Raw genomic sequence first — 14931 nt, 5'->3', positions numbered from 1 at the left:
CCAACCAAGCCAGAATCCGCCGACTTATACGCCTCGACCCGCAGTTGATCGAAGGCATTTGTCACCATGCGAAAGAGGCTGGATTCACCACCTTGTACCTGCACACCCACCGTCAAAGTCATTACTACGCCAAGCTTGGCTGGGAAGAGTTGGAGCGCTTCGAGGCCTGGGGGAAAGAGCAATGCCTGATGACTCGGCGTTTATAAGCAGCGGCTCAAAGACAGGAACGGACCAACGATGACCCTCATTCGCTACGTCGCTGCAACCTGCCTGCTTTCCTGCCATCTGGCCCAAGCCTGCAGCCCTGCGCCGGTTGAACAGCAATACGCCCTGGTCAACGGCCAACTGGTCTACCAATGGGTGACTCCCGGAAGGGCGGGAGCGATAGAGGCCACATTGATCAATAACGTCGAGGGCGTCGATGTCTCACGTTTCCACCTGGCGAGTCCTCATACGCCCGCTCAAACCGACAACACCGGCCCATGGCGTGACGGCGGACCTCTTCAACGCCCCAGTTACTACACCGACGGCAACAATGTTTTCTACAAGGGAACCCAACTCAAGAATCCCGCAGGTACACCGACGGTGCATGCCGCCAGTTTTATCCAGCCTTTCGCGGGGATGACCTTCGCGGCTGACCAGGAAAGCCTCTACTACGATGGCGAACGGACCGATAACAACACCACTGCGGCACCAGTAGACATCGCCTCGCTGAAAGTCGTGGACGAGTATCTGCTGATGGATGTTCGTAACCTCTATCACCGAGGCAAGATTGTCGGCTCGGCAAAAGGATTCCGGATCATCGCATCCAAACCCTATGGCAGCGGTGCCTCGTGCCGACAGGGCCAACACGTCATCGCACGCAACAGCAAGACCGTGTTCCTGGATGGCGTAGCGATCAACGCCGATGCCGCCACCTTTCGAATAAAGCGCTGGGAGCCCGGCATCGTCCTGAATTACGTCGATAAACATGGCTCGCACACCTACAGCTACAAATAGCCCCAAGCATCGATACCGACCCCAAGCCACCCCCAATCCCCTGTGGGAGCGAGCCTGCTCGCGATAGCGATCCACCCGCCAACACCAACCCAACTGACCCACCGCCGCCGCGAGCAAGCCCGAACGACGCTGGTCGGTCTATAAGCTCGGCTAAAAATTCTATGAGCTTCTATGAGCCTCTATGAGCCCATACACGCCTGAACTGGATTAAAGGGGTAAACCGTGGGCTGGGAGCTGAAAGACGTCGAAAAAACCTTTGTGGCTCAGTTACCGGCCTAACGGCCGACCTGTTTTCCGGCCGGACCTGGACTCACCTGGGGAGCGAGCCTGCTCGCGAGACGGCCTGACAGCCGACCTATCTATTGCAGCCATATCCCAATCCAATTGTGGGGCTTGCCCGCGAAGGGGCCAGCCAACCCAACCCTCAACCAAGCCAAACCCTTGCGGGAGTAAGGCTTGCCCGCGATGTCGCTCGTCCGCACTTCTCATCTATACGGTTTGGCTGACCCAAGAGCTGATGGCGGAGCTGTTTGGCAAGGCCAAGTCGACTATTGAGCACATCAAGAGCGTTTTCGAGGAAGGCGAACGGGGGCCGGAACAGGTGATGAGAAAAATCGGTATCTCCGAATTTTCTACCAGACCGACCAGCTGTGACTGTCGGTAAATCTTCAAACGTTCAACTGTGCAGAAGCCTGTCATGTCGCAAAAACTCCATTTCGACGACACGCTCCACCCTCATGTCGTCGCCAGCGACATAAGCGCTGCTCCCTGCAGTAGCGCTCTAGATTTCATAACTTGTTTACTCTCCGATGTGGGACTCCGACAAGACCCTTCAGCTTGCCGACACCGCCTTGCGCCATTGCCTACAACTACGCCAGAATCCGCCGGCTTGTGCGCCTTGGGCCGCGTCGGTAGTTTGAGTCCTGTCACTGCTCATCAGTGATCGGGTTTAGCAGCCCTTGGTGAAACAAGATGTGCAAGGCGTCATCCAGTCAGGAATCCCATCCTGCACTTGATGGTGGCTGTGCGCAGGGCGTCCCCGGACGCGCCGGTTTCTTGTTTCCCCGGTCTGCTAACCTGCGCACAGCTGCCACCCATCGTTTAGCAGCGAAGGGGTGATGGCTCCTACTACAGGAAGCAAGACAATGGCAAAAGTTACTCCGAATCCCCCATCGACCGACGAAACCGTCTCCCGCGCCCAATCGGCCCGAAACAAGAAGCTCGACGACGCTGCTGCGCGAGCGTTGGACTTCTACCTGAAGCCCGCACCTGAGAAAGAAACGTCCGACAACGCTCACCCGCTGTTTCTTATCGCGCCGGATGTTGATTCTGAATGTCTGCTTGCGAACCTCAGCGAAAGCCTGGCTTCGGCGAATGCCATGATCAATGACTTGGCGTTTGATCTGGAAGGGTCAAGACGGCATGTGGCGTTGGGGATTTTGCAGGTGATTGAGTTGAGTGAGCTGTTGGCTAATCGGGCTTTGGATATTGTTGAGGTGAGGTAGAGCGGATTCGCTTTCCTCAGGTATGAATAAGGTCTTGCTAAGCAGGACCTTTTTCATGCGCAGGCATTGATGCTCGGAGGCTACAGCGGCCGTCCATTCAACTGTTTTTGATGCTCAAGGGCTACAAAATGACCACCCTGTTTGATGTGGCCGAGATGTTGAAACAGGCTCGAAGTGAGTCCCGACTGAGCCAGGATGCTTTAGCCCGCCGTGCCGGCGTATCACGTTCGACGGTGGCGCGTATGGAAACGATGGCGAAGGGCGACATGAGCGTTTCGGCCCTTATCCGATTACTGGAAGCGGCCGGGTACAGCTTGAAGTTGGTAAAAGCCGGTCATGAACGCACGGTTGAGGACATTCTTGCCGAGCAGCGTTCGGAAGCTTCTGAGTAGTGCTTCAGGTGTTCAAATCAGCTAACAAGCACGGCTTCGGCATTTTTCCGTGCTGGTTACGTAGAGTCCTGGAGACGCAGCATTGAAAAAGTGAGTGCCGCAAGCACGGTATACCTGCGGTGCTGTTCGACACCAGTCTGTCGGGATTGATGCTTGCCGTTCGAGCGGAGTCGGCGCAACTCGCCGAGGCCTTGTGTGAGAAACGAGGGGTATTGAGGGAAGCACCGACGGCGATACGCTGATTACCCAAGAAACTACCCAAGAAACTACCCAAGAAACTACCCAAGAAACTACCCAAGAAATCAGCTCGGAAACGGTGCCGGGGAAAATTCTGGCTCTGTTACGTCAGCAACCGACGACAACCAGGCGTGAATTGCAACGCGGCTCGGCCTGAGCGTGGATGGCATCAAATATCATCTCAACAAGCTGCGAGCAGTTGGGATGATCCGGCATGTTGGCCTAACAAAGAAGGGGCTCTGGGAAATACTCAAATGACTGATATCGGCAAAGCAGCCATTGACCCGACTGAAAGACACACCGCGACGCCGGGCCTACCCCAGAGTGCCACTGCGCATGGTTGGGCACTCAAACTACTGAACATCCACATCGGAACCCGATTGCTGGATCGCAGTGGGTTTTTACTGGCACTCTTGGGTTAGGAGCGGCTGACACCGCCTTGCGCCATTGCCTACAACTACGCCAGAATCCGCCGGCTTGTGCGCCTTGGGTTGCGTCGGTAGTTTGAGTCCTGTCACTGCTCATCAGTGATCGGGTTTCGCAGCCCGGATCTCTAGGCGCACAACGTCACCCTCGAACGCAGATGTCTTCGTCTGTGTTTCGTCAGCGGTGGCTGTGCGTGGGAGGCCTTCGGGTCTGCCGGTCCCTAGAGTCCCGGTCTGCGAACCCGCGTACAGCTGCCACCCAATACTTCGTTTCGCAGCGAACGGTGACAGCTCCACAGACTCTAGGAGCTTTACTATGCATAAGATCACACCCAATCCCCCTGCGGCAGACGATCATGAGTCCCGTTGCCAAGCCGCCAACGCCAAGAAGCTTGATGATGCCGCCACCCGCGCCTTGGATTACTACCTGAAACCCACTCCGCAGAAAGAAACGTCCGACAACACGAACACCCTTTTCATCATCGCTCCGGATGTTGATTCTGAATGTCTGCTTGCGAGTCTCAGTGAGAACCTTGCCTCGGCGAATGCCATGATTGGCGATCTGGCGTTTGATCTTGAGGGATCGCGGCGGCATGTGGCGCTGGGGATTCAGCAGGTGATTGAGTTGAGTGAGCTGTTGGCGAATCGGGCTTTGGATATTGTTGAGGTGAGGTAGAGCGGGGCGCTAGCGGCTCTCCTGGCATAAAAAAGGTCTTGCTCAGCAAGATCTTTTTCGTATCCAGAGTCCCGAAATGATGAGTTCTCAAATTGTGCAAGAAGTACTTGCACAATTAGGCGTTAAACCGGGCAGGTCGCCGTCTCTGGTCTGAAACTACTGGAAGTGAGCCGCCTCAAGGCAATATCAAGCGCTTGATCGTCGAACAGCTTGCTTTTACGAGTTGCCGCACCCGCCCCGCCATCCCAATGCTTCAACGCCTCGCGCACGGCAGGAACAGTCGGAGAAACCCCTTCCTGACTCAGCAACCAATCCACCGTCGCCAGCAATTCCATGCCGAATGGCGACTCGAAGCCATCGATCAACTCAACTGTGCGCTCCAAGGCCTGGGAATACGCTTTGGCCTCTGTCTGGAGATAGGTTTGCAGAAAGGCTTTGCGACCTTCGTCAAACCAGATCACATCACTGATACCCGCATCACTGATGCGCTTGTCACAATGCAGGTAACTACCGTCCAGGTTATTAAGTAGATGCTCCAACCGGTTGGCATACGGCCCGTACTTATGAGCCACGAACTGCAGATTCAGAGGGTTTTCGGTATTCGGCAACTGTTCAATCGCACGCTCAAGAAACCAAGCCAGCTTCTGGATCTCAAGTAGGCTGCATTCCATCCCAAGCACCCAGTACCGGCGAACCAGTTCGGCTATCAGCGCTCGAGCAGGGGTGAGCTTTTCCACACCGCTACGTTTGGCGACATTCAGATACTGATTGGACGGCTCGAACACCAGCACGTCGACGTCCAGATCACTCAACGCATCAACAATCTGTTCGCGAACCTCCGGCCACTTCAAACCACCGTTACCCGCACCTAACGGCGGAACCGCTACGGACTTCACATCGTTTTCAATCAGGAAACGACGCAGATCGTGCAAGCCTTCGGTTATCCATGCCATCTGCGACGGTGATCGCCAGTGACGTTTGGTCGGGAAATTCACAATCCAGCGCGGCCCCTCCAGTTCGTTGACCGCCGTCACGTGAACCTTACCCGTCGCCACTTCGCCAGCCTTGCAGGCAGCCGAGTACAGCCGGTAGTTCTCCGTGAAGCGCTCCTTGAACATGAGCGCGATACCTTTACCCATCACGCCCACGGTATTCACCGTGTTGACCAGGGCTTCGGTTTTGGCTTCCAGAAGATTGCCTTGGGTGAATCGGATCATTGGAAATACCATCCCGGACGCGCATGAGCGGGCAACGTCAGCCCCCTGGCGGCCACGTCCCGTTCTATGCGCTTTTTCATTGCATCGGTGTAACACATGATGCCAAGGAGTCCTGTAATTGGTAGGTGATTGTGAATCAGCGCATCGGCTTGAACCGCGGCGGAATGCGTCCTCTGATAAACAAAATGTTCGGTCAGCTCTCGTATTATCTCCCGGCCTTCATCCAGGCGCGCCATTCAGTAAATATTTTCAGCTCATTAGCGAGTTGGTGACTCGCTAATGAGACGACACGGTCACTCCATTCAGTTTTCTGCTTCGGTATTCCTCTCCAGCAACGCATCCACCACAGCTCTAGCCATTTCCACAGAATGAATCATCGACCAAATTAGTCCGCGCTCGACGCCACTACCTTGCTCTGTAATCTCATCGCTGACCTGTATGGCGCAGCCAAGTAATAACGACACGTGAACCAGAGCTTCTTCAGCGCTAACTCCTGCCCGTACGTTGAACAGCGAGTCACGACCGGCAGGGATGGTGTTGGTTTCTTTCAGAGTGTTAATAAGGGGATTATTGGATTCCCGAGAGCTGACATGCTCAAGAATTTTTTGAGTGTCAAAATCGTGTTGGTGATTTCTACGCTGCCCAGGCAGGGCAGGTGGGCCGAATGTTTTCATGGTGCATCTCCTAATCAACTGAGGAGCCGTCACCGTCGCTGCTAAACGATGGGGTGGCGGCCGTTTGCAGGTTAGCAGACCGGTGATTAGGAACCCGGCGCACCCGAGGGTGCCCTGCGCACGGCCACCATAAAGTTGTGGCCATAAAAAAGCGCCATGCAATTGGGGGCGCTTTGCGCCTAATCAAACGGCGGGCTGCTAAACCCGGTCACTGAATTGGCAGTGACGGTCGAAGACTAGTCAGCGTATTTGTCAGGCGCAAGCAAGTTGGATTTTCTAGGAAACTTCCTTCAATAGAAAGTGAAGCGACTTACTTTTTTGCTCGGCGTTGTAGCAGGGCGACATCTCGGATGGCGATGCAAAAAATCATTCGTGCACGAAAATAACTGTCCGGTGACGTGGCGACGCGACCTCGGGCGAGTCATAGATCTGTCCTACGGAGAGGGAGGCAAAATCCCAAGCGATGGAGCGGGCTTCGAATTGGGAGCCCTGGCGTAGTATTCTCGCTTTTTTGATCACATGATCTATCTGCGATGCACGCTGCTCCTCAGGAATGGCTTGAAAATCACATATTTGATTGTTCCCAATCCGAAGCATGAGACCATGCTCCGATGAGCATCGCTTGTGGCGAAGCTTGAGGACCTAAGATTGCTGATGGGCGACGTTTTAGGAGAAGCGGCAGGCGGGGTTGTAGGCGCGCCTTCCTCCTTGGATGAGCTAAAACGCCGGAATGGTGACGATGGTGTCAGGCGTCGCCCAGTCCTTGGTGCAAGATCCAAAAAGCGATAATGATTGGCTAAAGGGCTCCATACATGCTTGAAAAGAAGTACTCCCTAGCAGAATTTTTCTGCGGTTGTGGTGGCACATCCCGTGGATTCACCAGATCTGGGCGGTTCAATGCAGTATTCGGCAACGACATAAAGGCCGAAGCTCTACGTACGTTTGAGTTCAACCATCGGCAAGATGACGTGCCTCCCGTGACAGTGCGCGAAGACATCCGCTTGCTGGACGTTGAGCGCATCCATGAAGCATTACGCGAGCGTGGCGTCGCAAGGGGCGATTTGGATTGCATGATCGGGGGACCACCCTGTCAGGGTTTCTCACAGCTCAGGCGTAGCGAGCATCGTGAAAAAGGCAAGATCGTAAAGTTTAAGGGTTATAGCCAGTTGGCGCATGATCCTAGGAATGATTTGGTCCTACGATACCTTGAGGTTGCTGAAGCTCTGCAACCGAAGTTTCTGGTTATCGAGAATGTGCCCCAAATGCTCAATCATGGCTTTGACGGTCGCTTGGGTAAGCTATCCGAGATCGTCATTCAAATGCTTGAGCGCGACCTAGGTTATAAAGTGGAAGTTGCTGTTCTTAATAGTGCGGATTATGGAGTCCCGCAGCTTCGTGAACGTGCGGTGTTTATCGCGAGCTCTATAAGCTCAGCATCGATGCCAAGACCTAGTCACTGCGATCCGTCAAATGAACGGCTTCTACGAGAAGGGCGTATGCCATGGGTAACCGTAGCTGATGCGATCTCGGATCTACCCGCACCCTCTGTTGGCGCAGATGTGCTAGGCGGCCAAACGCTAAGCCTTTATGGGGACGACCCAAGCGTTTATGCGCAGCACATGCGAAGCGCGCCAACGTTTCCTTATAACCATATCACGCGGTCATACAGAAAATCGGTACTCGACATCATCAAAGAGATGAGACCGGGGAAAACCTGGGATACAGAGAGTGAGCGAATGCGCGATGAATACGCTAGCGCCATAAAAAAACTGTCGGGATCCAAGGGCATTTCGTTAGAGGCAGCGCAGGTCGAGCTCGAACGCTCGAAAGCAATCAATCCGGTTTTTTACAAGGATTATTACTGGAGCGCTTATTCTCGCTTGGCTTGGGACTCACCTTCTCTGACCATCACCGCGAACGCTAACTTTTTGGGCTCTGGAAGGTACACGCATCCAACCGAGATGCGCGGAATCACCATGCGTGAAGCTGCTCGACTTCAATCCTTTGATGACGATTTTCGCTTCATTACTTCCGATAGCGAAGACATGGATACCGTACGTGTTGGAGTGGGCATGGACATGATTGGAGAGGCTGTGCCACCTTTGTTGTCCAAGGCAATTGCAATGCATCTGGCAGAACAGTTAGATGGCTTCAGAGCAGGGGCGTCAGGTAGCGCTAAGCCGGCGGCAAAGGTAGGTTGAGTTCTAGTTTGGGCAAGCTTAAATAAAGGGAGGTCGGATGTCGCTCACGAACGACGAAATTTTTGAGATGGCTAGCGCCGCGGTTCGAACCATGCACGAGAGGTATGGTCCGGACTTTAAGTTTCCGGCTGATGTTATTTGGCAGAATATGCCTCAGGGTATTGATATCCCGAGTACCAAGAGACCGCATCAGCCTGCGCGGTTAATCCGTGCCGGACTTCTTGAAAAAACTGGGGGTTGACTAAAGCTCAATCAGAGAGTCGGGCTGGAAGCCCAACTGCTGAGTACCGATTCGGGCCTGAGTTGGTTCTGAGAATGAAAGTACCCTCGGAAAGTCAGGTAGTCGGCAAACGATCAATAGGTGAATCGCTGACTGGCATCCAAATGGCGATGGAGTCCGAAGGTTATCTGATTTCAGTAGCTGAGCTTGCGAACTTCTACTTGGCAATGACGGTCAGCCCACTTGTGATACTCTCGGGTATTTCTGGTACCGGTAAAAGCCTATTACCACGTAAGTTCGCGAAACAGACCAATTCCTTTTTTCATGCAATCCCTGTACAGCCGCAGTGGTCTGATAATAGTGATCTTTTTGGTTATGTTCCGACACTTTCGCCCACGAAATATATCAAAGGGGCGCTGATCGACAGCTTGCTGGAGGCCAAGCACAACCCTCAAAAGCTTGTGGTTGCATTGCTCGATGAGATGAATCTTGCTCCCGTCGAGCACTATTTTAGTGACTTTCTGAGCGTAGCTGAGACGCGTGTCCGGGACGGTAAAGGGATTACAACCGATAAGCTTCCGATTGAGCTACCCGATGACATTCCGGGGCAGTCCGCTCCGCATATCGACCTGTTGCGCGGCATTCGATTGCCACCGAATCTCCGTGTTGTGGGAACTGCAAATATGGACGAGACGACCCATACTTTCAGTCCGAAAGTATTGGATCGAGCGTTCACAATCGAGTTCGACGATCCAGACTTGACTGCTTTCGCATCCAGTCAACGTGGGAGTAATGGAGGGAGCAATACATTCGACGAGCTTGCAGCTATTGCGATTCGTGAATCGAATGCAATATCCGTTCAGGAAGTGTATGCCGCTAACCAAGATTTTTTTGAGCATATAGCCCTGCTTCTGAGCGAGATTCAAGACATCTTGGCTCCAGCGGGCATAAAATTCGGATATCGCACGCGTGATGCGATTCTTTTATATCTTTACTTTTGGCGCGAGCTTCACCTCACCGATATATTGACCGGCTACGCAGCATTGGACTTCTGTATCTTGCAGAAGATTTTACCGAAGGTGGCTGGTAGTGGCGAAGCCTTGGCAGAGGCACTGACGAGTTTGGCTACCTGGCTCAATGCAAGGTCGGAACCCCAAGAGGACGTGGATGGCGTATTGGCCGAATTTTCCGGTCCGCTAGCTCGGAGCGTTCAGAAGGTCGAGCGTATGACCGAACTGCTCAATCTTGACGGTTCGACCCGTTATTGGGGCGCCTGATGCCGCTTCTGCTTCAAGTTACAGGGCTCGGCTGGAAGATAGAGGTAATTGGCAAGCTGCCCAATCTACCACCGTTTATTCCTGTCTCACCTCAATTCGCCATCGAAGCCGACGGTGCTGTAGCGATTGAAGTGTTAGATGCCAAGACTGGGAAAATGCGTGTTGTTTCGCCTGGGGAGTTGATCGAACCGCTTTTTTTCGAGGCTGTTGCCTATGATATTCACTTCGAGAAAAGCGACCCGGCTGCCGTACTGAGGCTGCCACCTGGAGCCGAGGCTCGTCGCCTGCGTGAGGATAGCGAACATCATTTACTTAACTTCGGAAATAACGTTGGCTTTGTTGATCTGCTCGTTTTCTCGAATAGCGGTGTGGTAAAGCTTCGGCTAGAAGTCTTCTCGCGCAAAGCTGACTACCGAACCGACTATGTTCAAATGCGCTCAGACGTTTCGTCGATGCTTCGCAACCTGGCGATGGCGGCTAGCGCAAAAACTTATGGCATGGCTGCTCCGGCGAGAGACCACTACCCGACCCTAGTCGAGTGGTTTTCGTTGCTTCAATCCCATTTTGACGAGTTTATTAAACTGACCAGTGCGATAGCCAAGAAGCCACACAGTGGCTTGGCGATCAAGGCTGTGCGCAAGGATACCGAGCGTGCCCGCCGAGTCTCACGGCAGGCCATCGGGAAGGCATTGCGCCGAGAGAACGGAGGCGCGGCGATCCCTAGTCTCGACATCGCGCTGCCGCGAAGAATCCAGGAGAGCGTCGCCTCGATTACCTTCGACACACCAGAGAACCGTTACTATAAAGCATTGATCAGCGCGACCTACCGTAACATCAGAGCCTTATCGAAGGAGGATGAATCGGGAGATGAAGATGCGGACCGATTTTCTGATCGGAAGTTCTTTGATTCAATCCGGCCGATGCTCAAATCCATGGAGCGTCAACTTGAAGCAGCGTCCAAAACTCCGTTTCTTGGGCAAGTTAAGGTCGTCATGCCTGTACAACCCCAGTCGATGGTTTTCCACAAGCATCCGCTTTATTCGAAATTCGACAAGCTCTGTCGCCTACTCAATGGCGGTCTCTCTTTCGCAGGAGAGACTATTCCTATCGGAGTGAAGGAAACCTCGCTACTTTACGAGTACTGGTGCTTCTTGAGAATTGTCGCGCTTCTGCGTGTTCGATTCGATCTGGTCAGTCAGTCAGTGGTCAAAGTCAATCGGCTTCGGACAACCATCGCATTGTCCAAGGGCAAGTCGTCGGCCATGAAGTTTGTCCATAAAGCCACGGGGAAGCCTCTCTACCTTGTTTACAATCGCCTCTTTAACAGATTACCTACAATCGCCCAGAAACCCGATAATGTCATTCAGTTTGCGAGCGACACCCAGTTCTATATTTTCGACGCCAAGTATCGAATTCAATTTGATCGAGACTACATGGCTCAATATGGTGGTCCGGGTCCTACTACAGATGACGTAAACACAATGCACCGTTACCGGGACGCGATTGCTATCCCCCATCCGATGCATCCAGATAAGTACCTACAAGGCGTGGTTACTGGCGCTGTGGTGCTTTTTCCATACCCCTACGAGGAGGCTTATCGCTCCCACAGGTTTTGCAAGAGCATTGGGCAAGTAGAAATCGGTGGATTACCTTTTTTGCCCGGATCGACAACGCTAGTTGCTGAAAAAATTGAGGCGTTGCTCGTATCGCTGGGCTATTAAGTTTTCGGTGGTTTGGCATGGAAACTTCAGTGTAAAGAAATTTGAATGGTCTGGGCTCTGGCCAAAACAAGCGCTTCTAGCTATTAGAGTTGATCGTTGTCCGAAACTTGGTTCATCGATTCAAAGGCAGATAAATTGGAGGTACGGTTGATGCTCCACCAAACGAGTTGGCACCGGTCGTAGTCGCCTATAGACCTTGTCTAGCCTCTCACTTAGTGAGCAAACATCGCTACGAGTCGCATGACATGCAGATCTTCATTCAGTCTTTTCGTTGCATGCAGACTTAAAACGAGCTTCCCTGTTAAGGTCTGTGCTCTCGAGGTTAAAGCCTTTAGCGAATAGTTCTCCTAGTTGGATGGTTGTTTGCATGTGACATGCCCGAGTCCGTCATAACCTGCTTCCTTGTATAAGACGACGCAAGACTCTAAAGCTGCTCTCAGTTTATGCAGTCAAACACCTAAGTCGAGATCTATAATGGCTGATTTGGTTGTACTGTAACCCTTGGCAGCATTTGACCGAGCGCCGCCGGCCTGCGTCATAGATATCGAGGCGATGAAGCGGCAGCTACTCAGTGATCGGGGGGAGTCAAAGATGGCATATCGTTTCAAGCCCGCATTCTGCGGCCTTCAGACATAAAAAAGCCGGCTTATGGCCGGCTCCCCGTTGACTGACTCAGCTCGTTTTTGACAAACCTCACCAGCCTTCAAAACGTACATCCGGCTCTTGCGGCCGGCTGTGGGACTTGGTCAGAAAGTGATCTGCCTTGTCGGTGCGAGGCATGGGCTCGCAAATGTGGGGCGGAGGATACGCGGGTTTGCTTCAGAATCCCAGTGGTAAGTGGTGTGGAATCATTGGGTTACCGGTGATTCGAGGGAAAAGCGGGGGCTGCTTTGCAGCCCAGCGGGGATGAATCCCCTCGCCACAGGGAATCTTCTTGGCACAGACAATCCTTGGTACAAGTAATCTCCTTCAGGCAAGAAGCGCTGGCTACTGTCCTTTAGTCCGGGGCTCAATCGAACACCTGTGGTCGCTGCTTGTTAAGGGTCGACCACCAGAACACCCAGCCCAGCACCCTGATGTTTTGCGCGTCGATCTGTTCGGCGCTGAAGACTTCGTCCGGGTAGGCAGTGCTGTTGTGGCTGCGCAGGCGTAGGCGGTTGCCGGGGATTCGGTGGAGGTATTTGATGCGCAGCATGCCGTCGTGTTCGAGGGCGTAGATCTGGCCGTCGATGACTTGGGTCAGGCCGCGGTCGATGGCGAGGATGGAGCCGTCTTCGATGCGTTCGGCCATGCTGTCGCCGACCATGGTGGTGCAGATGGCGTCGCTGGGGTTTATTTCCAGGGATTCTAGGTGGCTGCGGGGCAGGCGGATGGATTGGTCGGGGATTTCGGTGATGTGGGTTTTGCTGCTGCCCGTGGCGATGGGGGCTTCTGTGTAGAAGGGCAGTTCGATGTCCTGGGTTTCCGCCACGCTGTAGACGCCCTGGACTTCGGCGGCGTCATAGGTGGTGCCGGGGCCGAGGCCCAGCGGGGTTTGTGGGCCTTCGCCGTGGGCGAGCCATTGCGGGCTGACGGTCAGCAGGCCGGCAATGCTGTGGATTCGACCGGGCGGGATGCCACGGTTGAACCAATTGTTCACGTGTTGGGATTTCACGCCGTATAACTTCGCGAAGTCGGCGGATCGGATATTCGCTTCTTTTAGAAGGGCTCGGAAGCGGTCGCCACTGGAAAGTATTTTCATAAACGGAAAGTTTAGGGCCGACTGTGTTTTCGGCAATAAACATGTCGTGCAAATATATAAGACGATCTTTCCGTTTGCAGGATTTGAAAGGCGCGGGCTAAACGTGGTTAAACGTTATTAATACAACCTCGTATTAAGTGCTATTAAGGCATAAAAAAACCCCGGTGCAAACCGGGGTTCTTCTTTATATCAGTCTCAGCCTTTGTAGGCGGCAACCGACTTGGTGATCGCTTCGCGGGCGGCGTCAGCACCGGCCCAGCCTTCGATTTTCACCCATTTGCCTTTTTCGAGGTCTTTGTAGTTCGCGAAGAAGTGCTCGATCTGCTGGATCAGCAGCGCTGGCAGGTCGGTGTATTCCTTCACGTCGACGTACAGTTGCGACAGTTTGTCGTGTGGCACTGCGATGACTTTGGCATCGCCGCCGCCGTCGTCGGTCATGTTCAGGATGCCGACTGGGCGGGCGCGGATGACCGAGCCTGGGGCAACCGGGTAAGGGGTCACGACCAGCACGTCGAGGGGGTCGCCGTCGTCGGCCAGGGTGTTGGGGATGTAACCGTAGTTGGCCGGGTAGAACATTGGGGTGGCCATGAAACGGTCAACGAACAGGCAATCGCTGTCCTTGTCGATTTCGTATTTGATCGGGGCGTGGTTGGCCGGAATTTCGATCGCAACGTAGATGTCGTTCGGCAGGTCTTTGCCAGCCGGAATCTTGCTGTAACTCATTGGGCGGTGCCCCCGTTAGTTGACCAAAAGGCTGGTCGGATTGACCAAAAGTGGCGGCGATTATAGGCATATTCAGCCGCTGTTGCCACGTATCCACGGTCTTAGAGACTTTGGTATGACGCCTGATAGACCGGATCTTCGGCCTGACGTTGCCGCAGCCGCGCCAAAGGATCCTGGCGGTAAAACGCCTTGAGTTGTGCATAGACCTTTGGGTAGGCCTGGTGCAGCAGGTCTGGGGCACTGAAGAAGTATTCGCTGGTGACGGCGAAAAACTCCGCCGGGTTTTCCGCGGCGTAGGGGTCGATGACGGTTTCGGCGTCCGGGTTATGGTCCAGTTGGCGGTTGAGGTCGTCGAAGGCTTGTTGCATGGCCTCGGCCCAGTCGCTGACGCGCATGTCGGCGTGCAGCGGCGGCAGGCCGTTGGCGTCGCCGTTGAGCATGTCGAGTTTGTGCGCCAGTTCGTGGATCACCAGGTTGTAGCCGTCCCAGCCCCCGCTGGCGAGCACGCCGTCCCAGGCCAGGATGATCGGGCCTTGGGGCCAGGCTTCGCCGCTGTGTTCGCCGTCCCATTCGTGTTCGATGCCGCTGGCGTCGCGATGGCGTTGGGGGCTGAGGAAGTCGTCGGGGTAGAGGACGATTTCGTGGAAGCCCTGGTACCAATTCAGCTCGCCCAGGTGCATCAGCGGCAACTGGGCCTGGGCGGCGAGCAGCAGGCGTTGTTCCTGATGCAGTTCGACGCCGGGCAGGGCGGTCAGGTGTTTGTCTTGCAGAAACAGCACGCAGGCTTCACGCAGCCACTGGTCCTCGGCGGCGCTGATGCCGTCGAGGAGGCTCAGGTGATGGCGCACCCGCTGCCAGGTGTCCTCGGCCACGGGATACTTGGCGAGGGTGCGTTGGCGGCGCCAGTTGCTTAGGGACCACAT

14 protein-coding genes are annotated in these 14931 nt (G+C 54.2%); 8 read left to right on the top strand and 6 right to left on the bottom strand.

Annotated features, from left to right (window positions below; genetic code table 11):
• Positions 1-237 precede the first annotated feature (237 nt).
• From LOY67_RS24365 to LOY67_RS24350, 5 genes are all read left to right on the top strand, one after another.
• On the top strand, positions 238-999 hold the full coding sequence (locus LOY67_RS24365) for a DKNYY domain-containing protein (protein WP_265064789.1): 762 nt from the start codon (positions 238-240) through the stop codon (positions 997-999).
• A gap of 1145 nt (positions 1000-2144) precedes the next feature.
• The gene (locus LOY67_RS24360) at positions 2145-2504 is read left to right on the top strand and encodes a DUF6124 family protein (protein WP_265064788.1); all 360 of its coding nucleotides are present in this window, start codon (positions 2145-2147) and stop codon (positions 2502-2504) included.
• A gap of 128 nt (positions 2505-2632) precedes the next feature.
• Complete coding sequence (locus LOY67_RS24355) at positions 2633-2896, top strand: helix-turn-helix domain-containing protein (RefSeq protein WP_265064787.1); 264 nt, start codon at positions 2633-2635, stop codon at positions 2894-2896.
• 372 nt (positions 2897-3268) lie between these two features.
• Complete coding sequence (locus tag LOY67_RS28705; RefSeq protein ID WP_413776231.1) at positions 3269-3391, top strand: FaeA/PapI family transcriptional regulator; 123 nt, start codon at positions 3269-3271, stop codon at positions 3389-3391.
• A gap of 483 nt (positions 3392-3874) precedes the next feature.
• Positions 3875-4234, top strand: coding sequence for a DUF6124 family protein (locus LOY67_RS24350; RefSeq protein ID WP_265064786.1), 360 nt, complete (start codon positions 3875-3877; stop codon positions 4232-4234).
• Positions 4235-4356: 122 nt separating this feature from the next.
• On the opposite strand, the gene LOY67_RS24345 is transcribed toward LOY67_RS24350, so the two are convergent.
• From LOY67_RS24345 to LOY67_RS24335, 3 genes are all read right to left on the bottom strand, one after another.
• Positions 4357-5451, bottom strand: a complete 1095-nt coding sequence (locus LOY67_RS24345) for a macro domain-containing protein (RefSeq protein ID WP_265064785.1) — start codon at positions 5449-5451, stop codon at positions 4357-4359.
• The gene (locus LOY67_RS24340; protein WP_265064784.1) at positions 5448-5687 is read right to left on the bottom strand and encodes a DUF4433 domain-containing protein; all 240 of its coding nucleotides are present in this window, start codon (positions 5685-5687) and stop codon (positions 5448-5450) included. Before LOY67_RS24340 ends, LOY67_RS24345 begins: the two co-directional genes overlap by 4 nt.
• 66 nt (positions 5688-5753) lie before the next feature.
• Entirely contained in the window at positions 5754-6125 is a 372-nt protein-coding gene (locus LOY67_RS24335) for a DUF3077 domain-containing protein (RefSeq protein ID WP_265064783.1), read from the bottom strand.
• Positions 6126-6937: 812 nt separating this feature from the next.
• On the opposite strand from LOY67_RS24335, the gene LOY67_RS24330 reads away from it, so the two are divergent.
• The 3 genes from LOY67_RS24330 to LOY67_RS24320 all read left to right on the top strand — a co-directional run bounded on the left by LOY67_RS24330 (position 6938) and on the right by LOY67_RS24320 (position 11544).
• On the top strand, positions 6938-8326 hold the full coding sequence (locus LOY67_RS24330) for a DNA cytosine methyltransferase (RefSeq protein ID WP_265064782.1): 1389 nt from the start codon (positions 6938-6940) through the stop codon (positions 8324-8326).
• A gap of 315 nt (positions 8327-8641) precedes the next feature.
• Positions 8642-9823, top strand: coding sequence for an McrB family protein (locus LOY67_RS24325; RefSeq protein ID WP_265064781.1), 1182 nt, complete (start codon positions 8642-8644; stop codon positions 9821-9823).
• A complete protein-coding gene (locus tag LOY67_RS24320) occupies positions 9823-11544 on the top strand; it encodes a restriction endonuclease-like protein (RefSeq protein WP_265064780.1) in 1722 nt (573 codons plus the stop codon). The genes LOY67_RS24325 and LOY67_RS24320 overlap by 1 nt, the downstream gene beginning before the upstream one ends.
• A 1009-nt stretch (positions 11545-12553) precedes the next feature.
• On the opposite strand, the gene LOY67_RS24315 is transcribed toward LOY67_RS24320, so the two are convergent.
• The 3 genes from LOY67_RS24315 to LOY67_RS24305 form a co-directional block, all read right to left on the bottom strand.
• Positions 12554-13285 (bottom strand): helix-turn-helix transcriptional regulator, encoded by a 732-nt coding sequence (locus LOY67_RS24315; RefSeq protein ID WP_265064779.1) that lies wholly within the window; start codon positions 13283-13285, stop codon positions 12554-12556.
• Positions 13286-13480: 195 nt separating this feature from the next.
• Positions 13481-14008 carry an inorganic diphosphatase gene (gene ppa, locus LOY67_RS24310; protein ID WP_007990564.1) on the bottom strand — a complete coding sequence of 176 codons (528 nt, stop codon included), beginning with the start codon at positions 14006-14008 and terminating at the stop codon, positions 13481-13483.
• A 101-nt stretch (positions 14009-14109) separates the two neighbouring features.
• A complete protein-coding gene (locus LOY67_RS24305) occupies positions 14110-14931 on the bottom strand; it encodes a zinc-dependent peptidase (protein WP_265064778.1) in 822 nt (273 codons plus the stop codon).

Source organism: Pseudomonas sp. B21-056, assembly GCF_026016325.1.
Taxonomy (GTDB): Bacteria; Pseudomonadota; Gammaproteobacteria; order Pseudomonadales; family Pseudomonadaceae; genus Aquipseudomonas.
The sequence above is the reverse complement of the archived record's forward strand: the minus strand, read 5'-3'. Positions and strand labels throughout refer to the sequence as shown.

Excerpts from the sequence above, each read along its gene's own strand:
- LOY67_RS24365 (WP_265064789.1), top strand. The coding sequence starts at position 238 with ATGACCCTCATTCGCTACGTCGCTGCAACCTGCCTGCTTTCCTGCCAT.
- LOY67_RS24360 (WP_265064788.1), top strand. The coding sequence starts at position 2,145 with ATGGCAAAAGTTACTCCGAATCCCCCATCGACCGACGAAACCGTCTCC.
- LOY67_RS24355 (WP_265064787.1), top strand. The coding sequence starts at position 2,633 with ATGACCACCCTGTTTGATGTGGCCGAGATGTTGAAACAGGCTCGAAGT.
- LOY67_RS24350 (WP_265064786.1), top strand. The coding sequence starts at position 3,875 with ATGCATAAGATCACACCCAATCCCCCTGCGGCAGACGATCATGAGTCC.
- LOY67_RS24345 (WP_265064785.1), bottom strand. The coding sequence starts at position 5,451 with ATGATCCGATTCACCCAAGGCAATCTTCTGGAAGCCAAAACCGAAGCC.
- LOY67_RS24340 (WP_265064784.1), bottom strand. The coding sequence starts at position 5,687 with ATGGCGCGCCTGGATGAAGGCCGGGAGATAATACGAGAGCTGACCGAA.
- LOY67_RS24335 (WP_265064783.1), bottom strand. The coding sequence starts at position 6,125 with ATGAAAACATTCGGCCCACCTGCCCTGCCTGGGCAGCGTAGAAATCAC.
- LOY67_RS24330 (WP_265064782.1), top strand. The coding sequence starts at position 6,938 with ATGCTTGAAAAGAAGTACTCCCTAGCAGAATTTTTCTGCGGTTGTGGT.
- LOY67_RS24325 (WP_265064781.1), top strand. The coding sequence starts at position 8,642 with ATGAAAGTACCCTCGGAAAGTCAGGTAGTCGGCAAACGATCAATAGGT.
- LOY67_RS24320 (WP_265064780.1), top strand. The coding sequence starts at position 9,823 with ATGCCGCTTCTGCTTCAAGTTACAGGGCTCGGCTGGAAGATAGAGGTA.
- LOY67_RS24315 (WP_265064779.1), bottom strand. The coding sequence starts at position 13,285 with ATGAAAATACTTTCCAGTGGCGACCGCTTCCGAGCCCTTCTAAAAGAA.
- ppa (WP_007990564.1), bottom strand. The coding sequence starts at position 14,008 with ATGAGTTACAGCAAGATTCCGGCTGGCAAAGACCTGCCGAACGACATC.
- LOY67_RS24305 (WP_265064778.1), bottom strand. The coding sequence starts at position 14,931 with ATGTGGTCCCTAAGCAACTGGCGCCGCCAACGCACCCTCGCCAAGTAT.